This is a genomic window from Mycobacterium sp. 852013-51886_SCH5428379 (genome assembly GCF_001665575.1).
Taxonomy (GTDB): domain Bacteria; phylum Actinomycetota; class Actinomycetes; order Mycobacteriales; family Mycobacteriaceae; genus Mycobacterium.
This window is the reverse complement of the sequence record NZ_LZSU01000022.1, coordinates 143,411-160,249: the sequence shown is the minus strand read 5'-3', so window position 1 is coordinate 160,249 and position 16,839 is coordinate 143,411. Positions and strand designations below refer to the sequence as shown.

At 68.7% G+C, this 16,839-nt stretch carries 14 protein-coding genes; 6 read left to right on the top strand and 8 right to left on the bottom strand.

The features are described 5' to 3' along the window. Window positions 1-8: 8 nt before the first annotated feature. From A5757_RS11260 to A5757_RS11240, 5 genes are read right to left on the bottom strand one after another with little or no spacing between them, the layout of a single operon-like run. Window positions 9-383 carry a nuclear transport factor 2 family protein gene (locus A5757_RS11260; protein ID WP_066833205.1) on the bottom strand — a complete coding sequence of 125 codons (375 nt, stop codon included), beginning with the start codon at window positions 381-383 and terminating at the stop codon, window positions 9-11. Further along, window positions 380-1,435: a phosphotransferase gene (locus A5757_RS11255; protein WP_066833204.1), complete on the bottom strand. Its 1,056-nt coding sequence runs from the start codon at window positions 1,433-1,435 to the stop codon at window positions 380-382. Before A5757_RS11255 ends, A5757_RS11260 begins: the two co-directional genes overlap by 4 nt. Further along, the gene (locus A5757_RS11250) at window positions 1,432-2,556 is read right to left on the bottom strand and encodes an alpha/beta hydrolase (protein WP_066833203.1); all 1,125 of its coding nucleotides are present in this window, start codon (window positions 2,554-2,556) and stop codon (window positions 1,432-1,434) included. Before A5757_RS11250 ends, A5757_RS11255 begins: the two co-directional genes overlap by 4 nt. Further along, window positions 2,553-4,172: an NAD(P)/FAD-dependent oxidoreductase gene (locus tag A5757_RS11245; protein ID WP_066833202.1), complete on the bottom strand. Its 1,620-nt coding sequence runs from the start codon at window positions 4,170-4,172 to the stop codon at window positions 2,553-2,555. Before A5757_RS11245 ends, A5757_RS11250 begins: the two co-directional genes overlap by 4 nt. After that, window positions 4,169-5,209, bottom strand: a complete 1,041-nt coding sequence (locus tag A5757_RS11240; protein WP_066833201.1) for an NAD-dependent epimerase/dehydratase family protein — start codon at window positions 5,207-5,209, stop codon at window positions 4,169-4,171. The genes A5757_RS11245 and A5757_RS11240 overlap by 4 nt, the downstream gene beginning before the upstream one ends. A gap of 65 nt (window positions 5,210-5,274) precedes the next feature. Here A5757_RS11240 and A5757_RS11235 point away from each other — a divergent pair, with 65 nt between their 5' ends. Then, window positions 5,275-6,288, top strand: coding sequence for an aromatic ring-hydroxylating dioxygenase subunit alpha (locus A5757_RS11235; RefSeq protein ID WP_066833200.1), 1,014 nt, complete (start codon window positions 5,275-5,277; stop codon window positions 6,286-6,288). Beyond that, the gene (locus A5757_RS11230; protein ID WP_066833199.1) at window positions 6,285-6,899 is read left to right on the top strand and encodes a cysteine hydrolase; all 615 of its coding nucleotides are present in this window, start codon (window positions 6,285-6,287) and stop codon (window positions 6,897-6,899) included. Before A5757_RS11235 ends, A5757_RS11230 begins: the two co-directional genes overlap by 4 nt. Window positions 6,900-6,902: 3 nt before the next feature. Here A5757_RS11230 and A5757_RS11225 read toward each other — a convergent pair whose 3' ends face one another. After that, window positions 6,903-8,342: an aldehyde dehydrogenase family protein gene (locus A5757_RS11225; RefSeq protein WP_082929418.1), complete on the bottom strand. Its 1,440-nt coding sequence runs from the start codon at window positions 8,340-8,342 to the stop codon at window positions 6,903-6,905. Window positions 8,343-8,509: 167 nt separating this feature from the next. On the opposite strand from A5757_RS11225, the gene A5757_RS11220 reads away from it, so the two are divergent. Beyond that, window positions 8,510-9,652, top strand: coding sequence for a cytochrome P450 (locus tag A5757_RS11220; RefSeq protein ID WP_281498420.1), 1,143 nt, complete (start codon window positions 8,510-8,512; stop codon window positions 9,650-9,652). A gap of 3 nt (window positions 9,653-9,655) precedes the next feature. Here A5757_RS11220 and A5757_RS11215 read toward each other — a convergent pair whose 3' ends face one another. Further along, the gene (locus tag A5757_RS11215) at window positions 9,656-11,155 is read right to left on the bottom strand and encodes an aldehyde dehydrogenase family protein (protein ID WP_066833197.1); all 1,500 of its coding nucleotides are present in this window, start codon (window positions 11,153-11,155) and stop codon (window positions 9,656-9,658) included. 191 nt (window positions 11,156-11,346) lie between these two features. On the opposite strand from A5757_RS11215, the gene A5757_RS11210 reads away from it, so the two are divergent. Further along, complete coding sequence (locus A5757_RS11210) at window positions 11,347-12,561, top strand: CaiB/BaiF CoA-transferase family protein (protein WP_066833298.1); 1,215 nt, start codon at window positions 11,347-11,349, stop codon at window positions 12,559-12,561. Here the strand turns inward: A5757_RS11210 and A5757_RS11205 are convergent. After that, window positions 12,558-14,750, bottom strand: a complete 2,193-nt coding sequence (locus tag A5757_RS11205; protein ID WP_066833196.1) for a molybdopterin-dependent oxidoreductase — start codon at window positions 14,748-14,750, stop codon at window positions 12,558-12,560. The genes A5757_RS11210 and A5757_RS11205 overlap by 4 nt on opposite strands. Before the next feature lie 68 nt (window positions 14,751-14,818). Here A5757_RS11205 and A5757_RS11200 point away from each other — a divergent pair, with 68 nt between their 5' ends. After that, entirely contained in the window at window positions 14,819-15,967 is a 1,149-nt protein-coding gene (locus A5757_RS11200) for a thiolase family protein (protein WP_066833195.1), read from the top strand. Next, entirely contained in the window at window positions 15,964-16,770 is an 807-nt protein-coding gene (locus tag A5757_RS11195) for a thioesterase family protein (protein WP_066833194.1), read from the top strand. Before A5757_RS11200 ends, A5757_RS11195 begins: the two co-directional genes overlap by 4 nt. Window positions 16,771-16,839: the final 69 nt, after the last annotated feature.

Below are 16,839 nucleotides of genomic sequence, written 5' to 3'. Positions count from 1 at the left end.
CCCACCGTTCACGCCCAGACTCCTTGTTTGTAGCCGCAATTCCAGACCTCGGTGATCCTGCCATCGACCACCCGGAAGACCTCCATGCTGGCGATCGCGATCTCCGTGCCGTCCTTCAGCGTCATCGGCGACTGGTACACGATCGCCACGTGCTCACCGTCGTCACCGGCCACCACCAGGTTGAGGTCGAAGCGGATGGACTCGAACATCGCCCAGTGTTCGACGATCCGGTTGACCGCCTGCTCGTGGGTGAGCACGGTGACCTCCCCGACGTCGTGGCGGGTGACGGTCGAGCCCATCAGTTCGTCGGCCAGCGCGAAGTCCCGCTGATTCCAGACCACCAGGTTGTACAGCTCGACGACCTCGCGGGCGGTCCTGCTCATGCGAACACCTCCAGTGCCCCGATCTCATCGACGGCGGCCACAGCCCGGTCGACCAGCGTCAGCACCAGCCGCCGCGATCGCTCCGGCAGGGCGTCCCAGCCGTTCAGCGTGATGACCGGCAACACCATCAGATACACAGCGGCCAGCCGGTAGTGCCGCCACGCCTCGTCGAAGCCGTAGTCGGTCAACCCGTGTGCGGCCGCACGGTCCAGGTACTCGCGTACCAGAATCTCGTCGCGCCCCGAGCGCACGTCGCTGGGCAGCCCCTGGGTGACGAGATAGGCGATGTCGGCGGCACCGGCACCTCGCGCGGCGAACTGAAAATCCACCACCTTGAGCCGCTCACCGTCGAAGAACAGGTTGTCGGCGCGGATGTCGCCGTGCAGCAGCATGCTCCGCTCGGTGAGTGCCGGCAGCGCCGTCACGACCCGCTCGGCGAAGGTTTCCGCGAACGCGGCCACCGCGGACGGCACCGATGTGGCACTGCGCTCCCGGTAGATCTCCCAGCCCGGGGCGAACACCGGCAGCAGGAGATCGCGGGCGATCGGGGTGTCCAGGCTCGGAAACGGTTCCAGCGCAGCGGCGTTGGCCGGATCGGCCGACCAGCCGTGCAGACCGGCCAGCTGCGCGATGACCAGACGCACCCGATCCAGCGACAGACCGGCGAGGTGGTCGGCGTTGTCCCACCCGGCGAGATCCTCGAGGAGCAGCACGAAGTCGACGCCGTTGTCGGCCATCCGCGCGAGGTACACCTGCGGCGTGGGCATCGGCGCCCGTCCCGCGATGTCGCGGTAGTAGGCCAGTTCCCGCCGGTAACCGCCGAGCAGGTCCATCGCACCCCTCGCGTCGGATTCCGCGGGCAGCTTGGCGATCACGGTGTCGGGCACCCCGGTCCCGGTGAGGTGTAGCCGATACAGCAGTGAGGAGAAGCCGCTGTCGGCCGCGATCCGTTCGGCCTGCACCGTCTCGACCGTGGCGCCGAACGCCTCGCTGAGCCACTCCGCGTCGAGATCGCCCACCCCGCGCGGAGTCGGCACTGCACCGAGAGTCATCGCGCTCCTCCGTTCGAGGGTTCGGTCAGCACCCGCAGAAACCTGTCGGTTTCCGCACGCACCCCAGGAGCCCACAGGTGCCCGACATGGCTACCGGGATGCCAGTACAGTTCGCCGCCCCAGGTGCGGTGCACCTCGATGGCGGGTTCGCGGCGCGCCATCTGGTCCTGCCAGGCGCCGACCACCAGCCGGCGGTGCGGCGGTGCGGTCGGTTCGACGGACATGTAGTCGACGATCGACGCCAGCTCTGCCACCGGAGCGGAACCCAGCAGCTCCACGGTCTCCCGCACGGACGGCCCCCACCGGCCGAGGTGCGCGGCGATCATGGCGTTGAGCCCGAAGATGGGTGTGAAAAGCGCGACGGCGTCGACAGGCTCGAGATGGGCGACCAGACCGGCGACCGGGCTGCCCATCGACACCCCGGCCACCGCGAGAGCGGACCCCTGCGGTCGCAACCAGCGCACCAGGGCACGGATTTCCGAGACCGCGCGCATCATCTGGGCGACGTTGTTCAACGGGTCCATCGTCGGGTACGCCGGCGGTGCCGCGCGGCGGATCCCGCATCCCGGTTGCACCGGGAGGGCGACGTTGACGCCCAGCCGGTCGCGGATGTGCCGGGCTCGGGACACCACCAGGTCCATGGGTGTGCCCTGACCGGCGCCGTGCACCCACACCAGCCACGGCCGCCGCTCACCGACGGTCCGCATCAGGTGTGCCACCGCGGTGGCAGGCGTGCCCCATCCTCCCTCGCACAACACATCCGGCAGCAGCGGATCGTGGTCGAACGACAGCCGCTCGAAGTCGGTGCCGGCGAACCGCCGTCGTTGCAGCGAGCGCACCCGCAGCGGTTCGGGCACGTGGTGCGCACCGGCCACCCCGCGCGCGGACAGCTGCGCCGCGGCGGCCCGGCAGGACGGCACCGTGCGTTCGAGCCGGGGCGGCGGAGACGTCAGCGTCATCCCGGTCAGCGCCAGCTCGTCGAGCAGCACCTCGCCGAAGACGCGGGCGCCACCGACTGTCAACGGGTTCCAGTCCCCCGTCGACGCCACGGCACCATGGGTGCGCGGTAACACGCCCGCGACGTCACGGCCGATCCGCCACAACCGTTCGCCCACCTTCACGTGAGCTCGAACCCGGTATATCCGGCGGCCGCGATTTCGTCGCAGCGCCTGCGGTATTCGGGGATGCCGGCGGTGTACCCGAGGTATCTGCGCTTCTTGCCGGGCACGTTCGCGCCGTTGTACCAGGATTTGCAGGTCGGATGCACCAGGACGGTCGGCGCGACGAGCGCGGTGGTGTGGTCGACCCAGTCGTCCTGTGGGCCGGGTAGCGCCTCGATCATGCGGTGTCCGTGCGCCCGGAGGTGGGCCAGGCAGTCGCCGATCCACTCGACGTGCTGTTCCAGTGCGGCGACGAAGTTCGTTGCCGCACTGGGACTGCCGGGACCCTGGATGGTGAACAGATTGGGGAAGCCGGCGACGGCGATACCCAGGTAGGCGACCGGCCCCTGGTCGGCCCACACGTCACGCAACAGGGTGCCGTCCCGGCCGCGGACGTCGATGCGGGTGAGCGCGCCTGTCATCGCGTCGAATCCGGTGGCGTAAACGATGACGTCGAGGTCGTGTTCGCCCTGTTCGGTGGAGACGCCGGTCGGGGTGACCGAGCGGATGGCGCCGCGGCGCAGATCCACCAGTGTCACGTTGTCCCGGTTGAACGTCTCGTAGTAGCCCTGGTCGATGATCGGGCGCTTGCAGGCGAACGGGTGGCTCGGCACCAGGGCGGCGGCGGTGTCCGGATCGTGGACGATCTGTGCCACGGCCTGTCCGTAGAGGGCGGTGGCCATCCGGTTCGCCTCGATGTCGAAGAAGACGTCGCCCCAGTTGAGCGCACCCATCACCCCGTGCTCCTCCACCGCCCGGCGCCGCTCGTCGTCGGTGGCCGTGCGCAGCGGTGGACGGACCAGCATGTCGAGCAGCACCGAGAACGCGCTGAGCCGCGCGGCGCCGACCGGATGCGCCTGCTGCGCAGCCCGGATCTCGGCGTAGCGGGCCTTGAGCGCGTCGAGTTCCCCCGGGGCGAAGCGACGGACCTCCCACGGCAGCGTGAACGCCGGTGAGCGCTGGAAGACCACCAACTGGGCGGCGTCGCGGGCGACGACCGGGATGAGCTGCACACCCGTCGATCCGGTGCCGATCACCCCGACGCGCCGGCCGGCGAGATCCACGCCGTCGCGGGGCCACCGGCTGGTGAACAGCGACTCCCCAGCGAACGTGTCCATTCCCGGGATGTCGGGATCCAGCGGGGCGGAGAGGATTCCGGTGGCGGCGACGACGTAGGGCGCGACGTAGCTGTCGCCGGCCGCGGTCTCGACGGTCCATTCGGCCGTGTCCGCATCGAAGGTCATTGCGACGACGTCGGCGCCCAAGTCGATGTCGCGGCGCAGATCGAGCCGGTCGGCCACGAAGTTCAGGTAGGCCTCGATCTCGGGCTGGGCCGGCATCGTCTCCGTCCAGACCCATTCCTGCTGAATCTCCTCGGAGAAGCTGTAGGAGTACTCGATACTCTCGATGTCGCAGCGGGCGCCGGGGTAGCGGTTGAACAGCCACGTTCCCCCGACGCCGTCGGCCCGCTCGAGCACCCGGGTGCGGAAGCCGAGTTCCCGCAACCGGTATAGGGCGTACAGACCGGAGAAGCCGGCGCCGACCACCAACGCCTCGTACCGCGCGGGTGCCGTCACAGATCGATGACCTTCTCGTTGTTGTCGCGGCGCTCGACGTAGAAGCGAGCCGCCCGACGGATGGACTCGGCGGCGGGCCGTGGTTGCCAGCCGAGCTCCCGGCTCGCCTTGGCGTGGGAGGCCGGTGAGGTAAGCGCGATGAGCCGCGCCGCGACGAGGTTGATCGGGAAGTCGGTGCGCAGCCATCGGTTCGACGCGCCCGTCAGCGCGGCGACGGCGTAGACCAGTGTCATCGGCACCCCGAAGCGGGGCGGCCGCGCCCCGACCTCCTCTGCGGCGATGGTGAACATCTCCCGCTGCGACATGTAGCGCTCCGACACGATGTAGCGCTGCCCGTTGCGGCCGTGTTCGGCTGCCCGGACCAGGGCGTCGGCGACATCGTCGATTCCCACCACCTCCGATCCGACGCCCCGGATGTAGCAGGGCATCTTGCCGAAGGCGGCCATGGCGACCATGGCACCCTGTTTCGGCGCCCAGTCGGGCGGTCCGTACGGATTGGACACGCACATGGCCACCGCGGGCAGTCCCCGCTCGGCGGCGTAGCGCAAGACGAGTTCCTCGGCGCGGCGGCGTGATTCGATGTAGGGCCCACCCTTGCCGTGCCAGTTGAACGGGGTGTCCTCGTCGACCTGCCCACCGTCGGAATCCACGGCGATGGTGCCGATCGTGCTCAGGAAGACGAAGCGCTGCAGCTGTTTGGTCACCGCCACGTCGAGCACGTTGCGCAGGCCGTCGACATTGGTCCGGAACAGCGGCGCCGGGTCGGCGAGGTGCGCCCGGGTGTCGACGACGCAGTAGTACACGACATCACGGTCGGCCATCGCGGCCTCGATCGCCGCGGTGTCGAAGACGTCGCCGTAGTGTCGTTCGACGTCCAGGCCGTCGATCCCCCGTGTCGAACTGCTGCGGCGCAGCAGTACGCGCACGTCGTGTCCGGCCTCGACCAACCGCCGCACCACCGCGGCGCCGACGTTGCCGCTGGCGCCCATCACCAGCGCCCGTTGGCGGCGGCCGCTCTCGCCATTCGTCTCACGCATCGGCTGAAATCTATACTGTAATGTCCTCCGTATGGCGCTGATCGACGCGCACGGGAGGTTTCGGCGTGAAGGTTCCGTTCACCTGGAAAGTCACCGGGTGGTTCATGATCGGGTGGTCCGCCGAGTTCCCGGCAGATCGGACCGTGCCGATCCACTACTTCGGTGAGGACCTCGTCGTATATCGCGACGCCGACGACGAACTCCATCTGCTGGAAGCCCACTGCAAACACCTGGGTGCGCACCTCGGCCACGGCGGCAAGGTCGTCGGCGACTGCGTCGAGTGCCCTTTCCACGGCTGGCGCTGGGGTCCCGACGGCACCAACCGCTACATCCCCTATCAGCCCGACCGGCCCAACCGGGGACTGCGCCTGCGGGTCTATCCGGTGCGCGAGCAGTACGGCTGTGTGTTCATGTGGCATCACCCCGAAGGGGGCGAACCGCGGTGGCCCCTACCGGACATCTTCCACAAGTTCCCGCAGTTCGAGACCGACGCGAACGCGTACTACCGGCCCTATCCGGAGTTCTCGCGGCGCGCCGACAACGAACCGGTGCATCCGCAGATCGTGGCCGAGAACGGCCCGGACAGCGCGCATTTCCACTACGTCCACGGCGCCACCGTCACCCCGGTCTGCCTGAACTGGGAGGCCGTCGACGAGGAGTGGCGCTTCCTCACCGGATGGCCCGACGCCCGCAGTGACGATCCGGCCAAGATGGCGCTGCGCATCCACAGCCACTTCTCCGGTCTCGGCTTTGCGATCAGCGCGTTCGAGGGCTCGTCCAATCACCGGTTGATCTTCGCCTGCACCCCGGTCGATGACGAGGTGTCGAATCTGTTCTACTCGATCTGGTGGCCGAAGCCGCCGGGTGAGACCTCCGATGCGCCGCCCGAGGCGGTCCGCACGAAGGTCGAGGAGCGGTTCCTGCGCACGGTGTGGGAGGACCTCGACATCTGGCGCTACCAGAAGTACATCGAGAATCCGGCGCTTGCCAAGATCGACGCGAAACCCTATATGGCCATGCGGAAGTGGGCCAAGCAGTTCTACGACATCAAACCTGACACCGCACCTGCCCGGGTATGACACCGCTGCGCGCCGACCTCGTCGAGCCGGGCCGCACGGCCGTGGTCACGCAGGAACTGCAGGGCGCGGTCGTCGGACCCGACGCCGGGCTGGCGGTCCTCGCCGCCGAGGCGCGTGGGGTCGCACTGCCCAACATCGGCCGCCTGCTGCCGGTCACGCGCGCGGCGGGCGCGCACGTGGTGCACTGTCTGGTCGAGCGGCGGGCCGACGGCCTGGGTTCGAACCACAACGCGCGGCTGTTCGCGGTCGGCAGCCGCGACGTCGACATCACCCCGGGCAGTCCCGGCGCCCGCCTGCTGCCGGAGTTCGGGCCGGAGCCCTCCGACCTCGTGTTGACCCGCAGACACGGCATCGGCCCGATGGGCGGTACCGACCTCGACGCGGTGCTGCGCAACCTCGGGGTGACGACCATCGTCGCGGTCGGCGTCTCGCTCAACATCGCGATCCCGAGCCTGGTGATGGACGCGGTCAACGCCGGATACCGCGTGGTGTTGCCGCGCGACGCGGTCGCCGGAGTGCCCGCCGACTACGGTGAGGCGGTCATCGACAACAGCCTGTCGCTGCTGGCCACGGTCACCACCACCGACGACCTCATCGCGTCATGGCGGTGAGGCTCAACCGAACCGGTTGAGGCGCCGCCGCGTCCTGCGGCGCGCCCGGCGCAGCGCCAGATCGGCGCCGATGCGCATCGGCGTGGTGAACGGCATCGCCGCGCTGCCGGTGATGCTGAAGGGCAGATCGCTGCCGACCACCGTGCGCTGGTGGCTGAAGGTCTCGAACCCGGCTTTGCCGTGATAGGCGCCCATACCGCTGCGGCCTACACCCCCGAACGGCGCCGCCGACGGGATCATGTGCGCGGCGAAGTCGTTGCGCGCCACGCCCCCACTGCGGGTGTGCCGCACAAAGTGGCGGAAGTCGGCGTCGTCGGGTCCGTACCAGTAGGTCACCAGCGGTGACGGTCTGGCGTCGAGATGCTCGATGATCTCGCTCAGCCGGCGGTATCCCCGCACCGCCAGCACCGGTCCGAAGACCTCCTCCTCGGCGACGCGCATCGTGTCGTCGACACCGCAGATCAGCGTGGGCGCGATCTTGCGAGAGACCGGATCGGGCAGCGTCTCCCCGTCTGGCACCACCGAACGCACCTGCGCGCCTGACGTTCTCGCGTCCTCGATCAACCGCACGACCCGCTCGAAGTTCGCCTGGTCGACTGATGAGCAGTAGTCTCCGTTGGCGATGATGGTCGGGAACATCGCGTGCAGGGTCCGCTCGGCCGTCTCGACGAAGGGCCGCACACTGTCCTCGGGTACGAAGACGTAGTCCGGGCAGACGCAGACCTGACCGCCGTTGACCATACGGGCCTGCGCGATCCGCGTCGCGGCACGCTGCAGATCGGCACCCGGCGCCACGACGACCGGGTTCTTGCCGCCGAGTTCGAGGGTCACCGGCACGAGATGCTCCGCGGCCGCCCGCTGGACCTTCGCACCAACCGACGGTGACCCGGTGAAGAACAGATGGTCGAAGGGCAGCCCGGCGAACTCCGCTGCCACGTCGGGCCCACCGGTGACGACGGCCAGTTCGGTGCTGTCGAAGTACCGCGGTACGGTCTGCTGCATCATTTCCGCGGTGTGCGAGGTGATCTCGGACATCTTGATCATCACCCGGTTACCCGCGGCGAACGCCGTACAGGCGGGCAGCACGGTGAGATTGACCGGGAAGTTCCACGGTCCGATCACGCCGACCACGCCCAGGGGTGCGGATTGCACCTCTGCACGCAGGCCGACCAGGCGCGCGGCACGCATCAGGTGGGTGGTGCGCATCCACTGCGGCACATGGGCTCTGGTGTGTTCGATGACCGAGATCATGCCGAGGATCTCCGCGAACAGCGCGGCTGAACGGGAGCGTGAACCGTAGTCGGCGGCGGTGGCGTCGACGAAGGCGGCGGTGTTGTCGAGCACCATCGCCAGCAGCCGGTCGATGCGGTGGCGCCGGACGTCGGCGTCCGGCGGACCTTCGGCGATGAACGCGCGTCGCTGACCGTCCAGAACGGCTGCCATCGTCGCCACGGCGGCTCCTCGTCGATGGTTGATGAACGCATCTACTGTAACAATTACAGTAATGTCATGTAGGCTCACTGCGCCCCATCGATCCGCTGGAGTCAGCTGTGAATAGCCCCGTGGAAGACGTCGACCGTTCCGCCGACCTGCTGCGCGACCCGTACCCGATGTTCGCCGCGCGGCGCCGGGATTCGGGCGTGTTCAAGGGATCGGTCATGGACTGGTCGAAGACCCCGGAGGATCTCAAACCCGACAACCTCTACGCCGCCGTGTCGTTCAACGCGGTCAACCGGGTCTTCCGGGACAACCGGCTGTTCGACTCCTCGATCTATGACAGCACCATCGGACTGTTCATCGGACCGACGATTCTGGCGATGGAGGGCAAACCGCATCGCGCACACCGCAATCTGGTGTCCGCAGCGTTCAAGTCCCGATCGCTGCTGCGTTGGGAGCCGGAGATCGTGCGCCCGATCTGCCAGGAGCTGATCGACGACATCGCCGAAGCCGGCACCGCAGACCTCATCTCCGATTTCACCTTCGAGTTCCCCACCCGCGTCATTTCCCGGCTGCTGGGCCTGCCGGAGGAGGACCTACCCTGGTTCCGCGCCCGTGCGGTGGAACTCATCAGCTACACCGTCAAGTGGAAGCGGGCGTTCGAGGCGTCGTCGGCGCTCAAGGACTACTTCCTCCAGCAGATCGACCTGCGCCGGTCCCGGCCGACCGAGGACATCATCGGCGATCTGGTGACCGCCGAGATCGACGGGGAGAAGCTCAGCGACGAAGCCATCTACTCGTTCCTGCGGTTGCTCCTGCCTGCGGGTCTGGAGACCACCTACCGGTCCTCGGGAAATCTGCTGTTCCTCCTGTTGAGCCACCCGGAGCAGTTCCGGGCCGTACAGGCCGACCACACGTTGATCCCGGCGGCCATCGAGGAGGGGCTGCGGTACGAGACACCGCTGACCACCGTGCAGCGCTGCGCCACCGCAGACACCGAACTCGAGGGGGTGCCGATCCCCGCCGGTTCGGTGATCGACGTCTGCATCGGATCGGCCAACCGCGACGAGGGCCGGTGGGAGCGGTCCGAGCAGTTCGACATCTTCCGCGAGCGGATCCCCCACATCACGTTCGCCGCCGGTGAGCACACGTGTATGGGGCTACACCTGGCGCGGATGGAGACCCGAGTCGCGCTCGAATCCCTGCTCGACCGGCTCACCGACATCACGCTGTGCACCGACCAGGATCCGCACATCTGGGGTCAGCCCTTCCGCTCCCCCAAACAGCTGCCGGTGACGTTCCGCGCGCTGCCGTAACTGTCAGCGATGCCGTGGCAACCGGCAGCCGATCGTCTTGGTCTCCAGGTACTGCGCGAATCCCTCGATACCGCACTGCCGTCCGACACCCGAGTTCTTGTATCCGCCGAACGGCGCGTCGGCGCCGTAGTACATCCCGCCGTTGACGCCCACCGCCCCGGTGCGGATGCGCCGCGCGATGGCCATCCCCCGTTCGGTGTTCGGCGCCATCACCGCACCGGCGAGTCCGAAGGCAGAGTCGTTGGCGATACGCACCGCATCGTCGTCGTCGTCGAACGGCAGCACCACCAGCACCGGTCCGAAGATCTCCCGCTGGGCGATGGCCGCGGCGCTGTCGACGCCGGCCACCACGGTCGGTGCCACGAAGTGCCCACCGCGCAGCACGTCCGGTAGCTCGTCGAATGGGGTTCCACCGCAGGTGATCTCCGCTCCGTCCCGGCGTGCCTCCTCGACGACGGTGAGCACCCGGTCTTTCTGCGCGGCGCTGATGAGCGGTCCCACCAGGGTCGCGGGCAGCGCCGGATCGCCGACGGGCAGCATGGCGAACATGTCGGTGACGCCGGCGACGGTGACGTCATAGAGCGACCGGTGCACCAACAACCGGGTGGTCGCCGCGCAGGCCTGACCGGCGTGGACGCAGACGGCGGCAGCGGCGGGCAGGATCTTGGCCTGGTCGACGCCGTCGGTGACGATGAGCGCCGATTTGCCACCCAGTTCCAGGAACGTCCGCTTCATCGTCTCCGCGCCCTGGCGCATCAGCAGCTTGCCGACGGCGGTGGATCCGGTGAAGGACACCATGTCCACCCGGGGGTCGGTGGCCAGCAGCTCGGCCACGGCGTTGTCGGGGGTGGGGACGACGTTGACCACACCGGCCGGGATATCGGTGCGCTCGGCGACGAGTCGGCCCAGGCGGGTGGCGTTCCAGGGGGTGTTCGGATCCGGTTTGAGCACGACGGTGTTGCCCGCGGCCAGCGCCGGCCCCAACTTGTTGAGGATGACCTCGATCGGGAAGTTCGACGGCGTGATCGCCGCGACCACACCGACCGGTTCCTTGACCACCGTGCGCACGTTGCGCTCACCGAACAGCCCGCCGCCGTCGAGCATCCGTTCCCATTCGAACGTGTCGATGAGACCGGTGGGATAGCGCAGCGCACCAGCCAGCGGCCAGTCGAGTTGCGCGGTGGCGATGGTCATCTCGGGGCAGCCGACCTCGGCGATGAGCTCCTCGCGCAACAGGTCGCGTTCGGATTCGAGCGCCTCCTGCAGCTGGTCCAGACAGCGTTTGCGCAGTGCGCGGTCGCCGGACCATGCGGAGACGTCGAAGGCCCGCCGCGCCGCGCCGATCGCGCGCTCCATATCCGCAGCCCCCGCGGCGGCGGTGGACCCGAGGAGCCGGCCGGTGGCCGGGCTCAGGTTGTCGAACTCCTGCCCCGACTCAGCCGCCGTCAGCTCACCGTCGATCAGCAGTCGCGTCTCGGCACGCGCCGCGGCGCGGCGACCCATGTCGACGCTGGGCGCCGACCCTGCGACCGCATGGCCCACGCGCACCTCCTGCGAATACCGGTATGACAACCGTAAACATTACAGTAGAAAATGCGCTGGAATCCGGGGCTATCGAAACGAGGGTGGGACGTGACAGTCTGGAACCAACGTGTAAACCCGCCGAATCAGGAGGACCCGCATTGGTCAAGGTGATGGAGGGCGTCCGGGTCCTCGAGGTCGCCCAGTTCACGTTCGTACCGGCAGCGGGCGCCATCCTCGCCGACTGGGGCGCCGATGTGATCAAGGTCGAGCATCCGGTGCGCGGCGACACCCAGCGGGGATTCGTCAACATGGGCGGGTTCCAGCTCGACCCGAACCGTCACCCCCTGATCGAGCATCCCAACCGGGGTAAGCGCAGCATCGGTATCGACGTGTCGACCGACGGCGGCCGCGAGGTGCTCTACGAGATCGCCAAGACCGCCGATGTGTTCCTTACCAATTACATGCCCGCGCAGCGCCAGAAGAACGAATTCGACGTCGAGCACATCCGCGCGGTCAACCCGGACATCATCTACGCAAGAGGCAGCGCTTACGGCGACAAGGGTCCCGAGCGGGACACCGGCGGATTCGACGGCACCGCGTTCTGGACGCGCAGCGGCGTCGGCCACGCTCTGACGCCGGAGGAGCTCGGCGGCGCACTCTCCCAGGGGATCCCCGCGTTCGGCGACTCGATCGGCGGCATGAACATCGCAGGGGGCATCTCCGCGGCGCTGTTCCACCGCGCGCGCACCGGCGAGGCCCTCGAAATCGACGTCTCACTGCTGAGCACCGCATGGTGGGCGGCGGGCGCCAGCGTCACCCAGGGCATGGAGACCGGGGAGACGATGCGCTCACTGATGCCCAATTCGACCGGCCCGTCGGTCAACCCGTTCATGGCGAACTACGAGACTTCCGACGGCGGCACGATCAACCTGTGCATCGTGAGCCCGACGGGATACATCCGCGATGCGTTCGAGCACCTCGGGTTGCCCGAGCTGGCCGACGACCCGCGCTTCTCCGAGGTCATGCCGCTCATCGAGAATGCCTCGGCAGCAGCAGAACTCATCGCCGCATCGATCCGCAGCAAACCGTTCGAGTACTGGCGGAGCCACCTGAAGACGATGCGGGGTCAGTGGGCGCCGTTCCAGAGCCTGGTCGACCTGAACACCGATGAACAGGCCATCGCCAACGACATGATCGTCGAGGTGGAGGCGGGCGACGGCGGGGCGCCGTTCCGCGTCGTCCGGGGGCCGGTCCAGTTCAACCACGAACCGCTCGAGACCACCAGGGCCCCGCAGGCCTCGGAACACACCGAGCTCATCCTGATGGAGCTCGGCGTGGACTGGGACCGCATCAACGAACTCAAGGACGCCGGCGCGATCGGTTAACCCGCCGGCTCCACCTCGACGGGAACCCCGGTCAGCCAGGACATCCCGGCCAGCGCCTCGACGTCGGCCGGCTCGCTGGACATCAGCCGGTTGACGTTGGCCCCTCCTGCGGCGTTGGCGAGCCGCCAGCGGCCGGTGCCACGGTGACCCCACCCGTGCGGGACCGCGACGGCGCCGCGGACGATGTCGGTGGTCAGCGTGACCGGCAGGTCGATGCGGCCGTGTGCCGACCGCACGCGGACGACGTCGCCGTCGGCGATCCGCCGCTCGGACGCGTCCTCGGTGTGCATGAGCGCACGTTGGGTCCGGTCGCCGCGCATCAGCAGCGGCGCGTTGTGCATCCAGGAGTTCTCCGACCGAGCCTCGCGGATCCCGATGAGACGCAACGGGTATCCCGCCGGCACGGACCGCCGGGCCAGCGCGGCGATCTCACCGGCGATGTCGTCGTGGGCGAGCCGGATTCGGCCCTGCCGGTAGGCGACCACCTGGGAGAGCACGCCGGTACGCACGTGTTCGGCCACAACGATCCCGTGCGGATGCCGATCGGTGAGCCGCCGGAACGTCAGACCGTCACGGCGCAGTCCGAACAGGTTCCCGCCCTGGGCCATCCGGATCATGCCGTCGACCATCGGGCGCGCGGTCAGTCGGCGACCCCGACGCCTGGCGAGCGCACCCGCCGCCCGCAACGCGGTGAACACCGGGGTGCGCACCGTCGTCCGGGCGATCAGCTCCGCGATGATCTCCCACTCGGTGCGGACCTGTCCGACCGGCGCGCTGACCGCCTGGGTCGCCTGCCGGAACGGCGTGGCCTGGAAGGTCTGGAACGTCACGGCGAAGTCGTCGCGTTCGTACATGGTGGTCACCGGTAGCACGTAATCGCAGTGCGCGTTGGTCTCGTTGACGTAGAGATCGAGCGCGACCATCAGCTCGAGGTCCGCCGCCGCGGCCTCCAACTCGTCGCCGTTGGGCACCGACAGCACGGGGTTGCCCGCGCTCACGAACAGCGCCCTGACCCGGCGCCGGCCGGGCATGGTGATCTCCTTGGCCATCAGTGCGGCGGGTTCGGCGGCGATGACGGCGCGGAATCCGCCGACCCGGGTGCGCTTGCGGGCGTAGGCGCGGCGCAGGTACGCGGCGGCGGGCATCATCGCCCAGCGCTGTCCCGGGACCCCGAGCGTGCTGAACACGCTTCCCCCGGGCCGGTCGAGGTTGCCTGCGACCAGGTTCACCGCATCGATGAGGAAGGAGGTCAGGGTTCCGTTGCGCCCGACGCACGTGCCGAGCCGGCCGTACACCGCGGCGCGCGGTGTGGTCGCCAGCTCCCGCGCCAGGGCCCGCACGGTGTCGGGGTCGACACCGGTGTGCTGCTGCGTGTCCTCCGGGGTGAAGGCGCCGCTCTGTGCGCGCAGCCAGTCCAGCCCGTCGGCCTGCCGGGCGACCGCGGCGCGGTCGACGAGGTCCTCGGCGAACATCACCTGCAGCAGCGACAGCAGCAGGTGGGCGTCGGCGTCGGCGTTGATGCCGAGCCAGTCGAACCGGGCCGCGGTCTCCGACCGGCGCGGATCGATCACCACGACCCGGCCGCCGCGCCGGACGATGTCGTGCAGGCGGTCTTTGAGACGTGGCGCGGTCAGGAAGCTGCCGTGCGACACCACCGGATTCGCGCCCATCAGCACCAGTAGATCCACGCGGTTCACATCGGGGATGGGCACGCTCATCGGCGACCCGTACAGGAACTGACTGGCCAGCAGCCGGCTGCTGGTGTCCTGCGTCGACGACGTGAAGAAGTGGCTCTCACCGCCGATCCCCTTGATGAACGCCATGACGCCGAAGAGGTGCGAGTAGCTGAACGCGGCGGGATTGCCCATGTACCAACCGAATGCGCCCGATCCGTGCCTGCCATGGATGTCGGTGATGCGCGCGGCGATATCGGACAGCGCCTCGTCCCAGCTGACCGGGTCGAAGCCGCCGTCGGCGCGGCGGCGCAGCGGCACCGTGACCCGATCGGGGTCGTTGACCACCTCGGTGAACGCGATGCCCTTCTGGCAGGCGAAACCCGCCGACAGCGGATGGTCCCGGTCCGGTCGCAACGCCACCAGGCGGCCGTCCTCGACGGTGGCGATCATGCCGCACAGCGGCTCGCAGATTCGGCAGAACGTCACCTTGTGCTCAACGCCCGAGACCGTCATTCGGATAAGATACTGTAAGTCTTACAGTTACCCCGGCACATCGCTTGAGATCGCGGAGGTTCTCGCTCATGACCCACGACGTCGCGATCATCGGTGTCGGCCTGCACCCGTTCGGCCGGTTCGAGGGCAAGTCGGCGATGCAGATGGGTGTGGACGCGATCTTCGCCGCGGTCGCCGACGCGGGCGTCGAGTGGAAGGACATCCAGGCCGCCGCGGGCGGCAGCTGGACGGTCGCCAACCCGGACGCGATCGTCGGCATGGTCGGCCTCTCTGGAATCCCGTTCACCAACGTGTTCAACGCCTGCGCGACCGCGGCCAGCGCCGCGAAGGCGTGCGCCGACGGGATCCGGTTGGGCGACTACGAGATCGGGATCGCCGTCGGGCTGGACAAACATCCGCGCGGCGCGTTCACCGAGGATCCCGCGCTGGTCGGGATGCCGTCCTGGTACGCCGAGAACGGGCAGTACCTCACCACACAGTTCTTCGGGATGAAGGCCAACCGCTATCTGCACGATCACGGAATCTCGCAGCAGACACTGGCCAAAGTGGCCGCCAAGAACTTCCGCAACGGTGCGCTGAACCCGAACGCGTTCCGCCGCAAGCCGATCCCCGAGGAGCAGATCCTCAACTCGGCCATGCTCAACTATCCGCTGACCCAGTACATGTTCTGCGCTCCCGACGAGGGCGCGGCCGCGGTGGTGATGTGCCGGGCTGACATCGCGCACCGCTACACCGCCAAGCCGGTGTATCTGCGAGCCGTCGAGGTCCGCACCCGCAGCTACGGCGCCTACGAGGTCAACACCACATTCGCTCCGGTCGACGAGGACGTCTCCCCCACCGTCTACGCGGCACGCGCGGCGTTCGAACGGGCCGGGGTGAGTCCCGCTGACGTCGACGTGGTGCAGCTGCAGGACACCGACGCCGGGGCCGAGATCATCCACATGGCCGAATGCGGCTTCTGCGCCGACGGCGACCAGGAGCGGATGCTGGCTGACGGCGCCACCGAGATCGGTGGCCCGCTGCCGGTCAACACCGACGGCGGCCTGATCGCCAACGGTGAACCGATCGGCGCGTCCGGGCTCCGGCAGATCCACGAGTTGGTCCGCCAGTTGCGCGGTGAAGCCGGTGACCGTCAGGTGCCCGGGTCGCCGAAAGTGGGTTTCGCGCAGCTCTACGGCGCCCCGGGAACCGCGGGCGCGACCGTGCTGACCACATGAGTTCGGCCGTGCCGACCCCGTTCTTCGTCCGCCAGGACGACGGCTTCCAACCCTCGGAGGTGGCCCACGGCGGGTGGGGCCCCACGCTCGGCGGGCAGGTGATCGGCGGCCTGCTCGCGCGCTGCCTCGAACACCACGTCCCGGAGGACGATCTGCACCCCGCCCGATTGACGGTCGAGATCCTGCGCCGCGTGGCGACGGCTCCGGTACGGGTGGATGCGTCGGTGGTCCGCAGCGGCCGACGGATGCGGTCCGTCGACGCCGTCATGACCCAAGACGGCGATCTGGTCGCCCGCGCGTCGGCGCTGTACCTGCGGCGGGGTGCCCAGCCCGAGGGCCGGGTGTGGACGACCCCGGTCGACATGCCACCGATACCCTGCGAACCCGCGCACGTCGACGACACCGTGCCCATGTTCATCAGGCCCTACGGCGCGCGGCCCGACGGCAGCGACCGCTTGCCGTGGCAGCATGACGGACCACGCTTTGCCTGGCTGCGGGAGATTCGCGACCTGGTCTCCGGCGAGGTGCCGACGCCGTTCGTCCGGGCCGCGATGGCCGCCGACGTCACCAGTTCCATGTCGAACTTCAGCACCGCGGGGCTGGCTTTCATCAACGCCGACTACACGCTGACTTTGAGCCGACTGCCGTCCGGACCGTTCATCGGACTGGCGGCGCTGACCCACTACAGCGACGCGGGTGTGGCGACCGGCACCGCGAGCCTGTTCGACGCCGACGGCCCGATCGGCGCAGCGATGTCGACGGCCGTGGCGAATTCCAATTTCCGCGCCCGCCCACCAGCGTGAGCCAGGAGGATCCACCATGACGTCCACACTCACCCGCACTACCTGAGTTCGGCCCGTTCTGGCGCGACG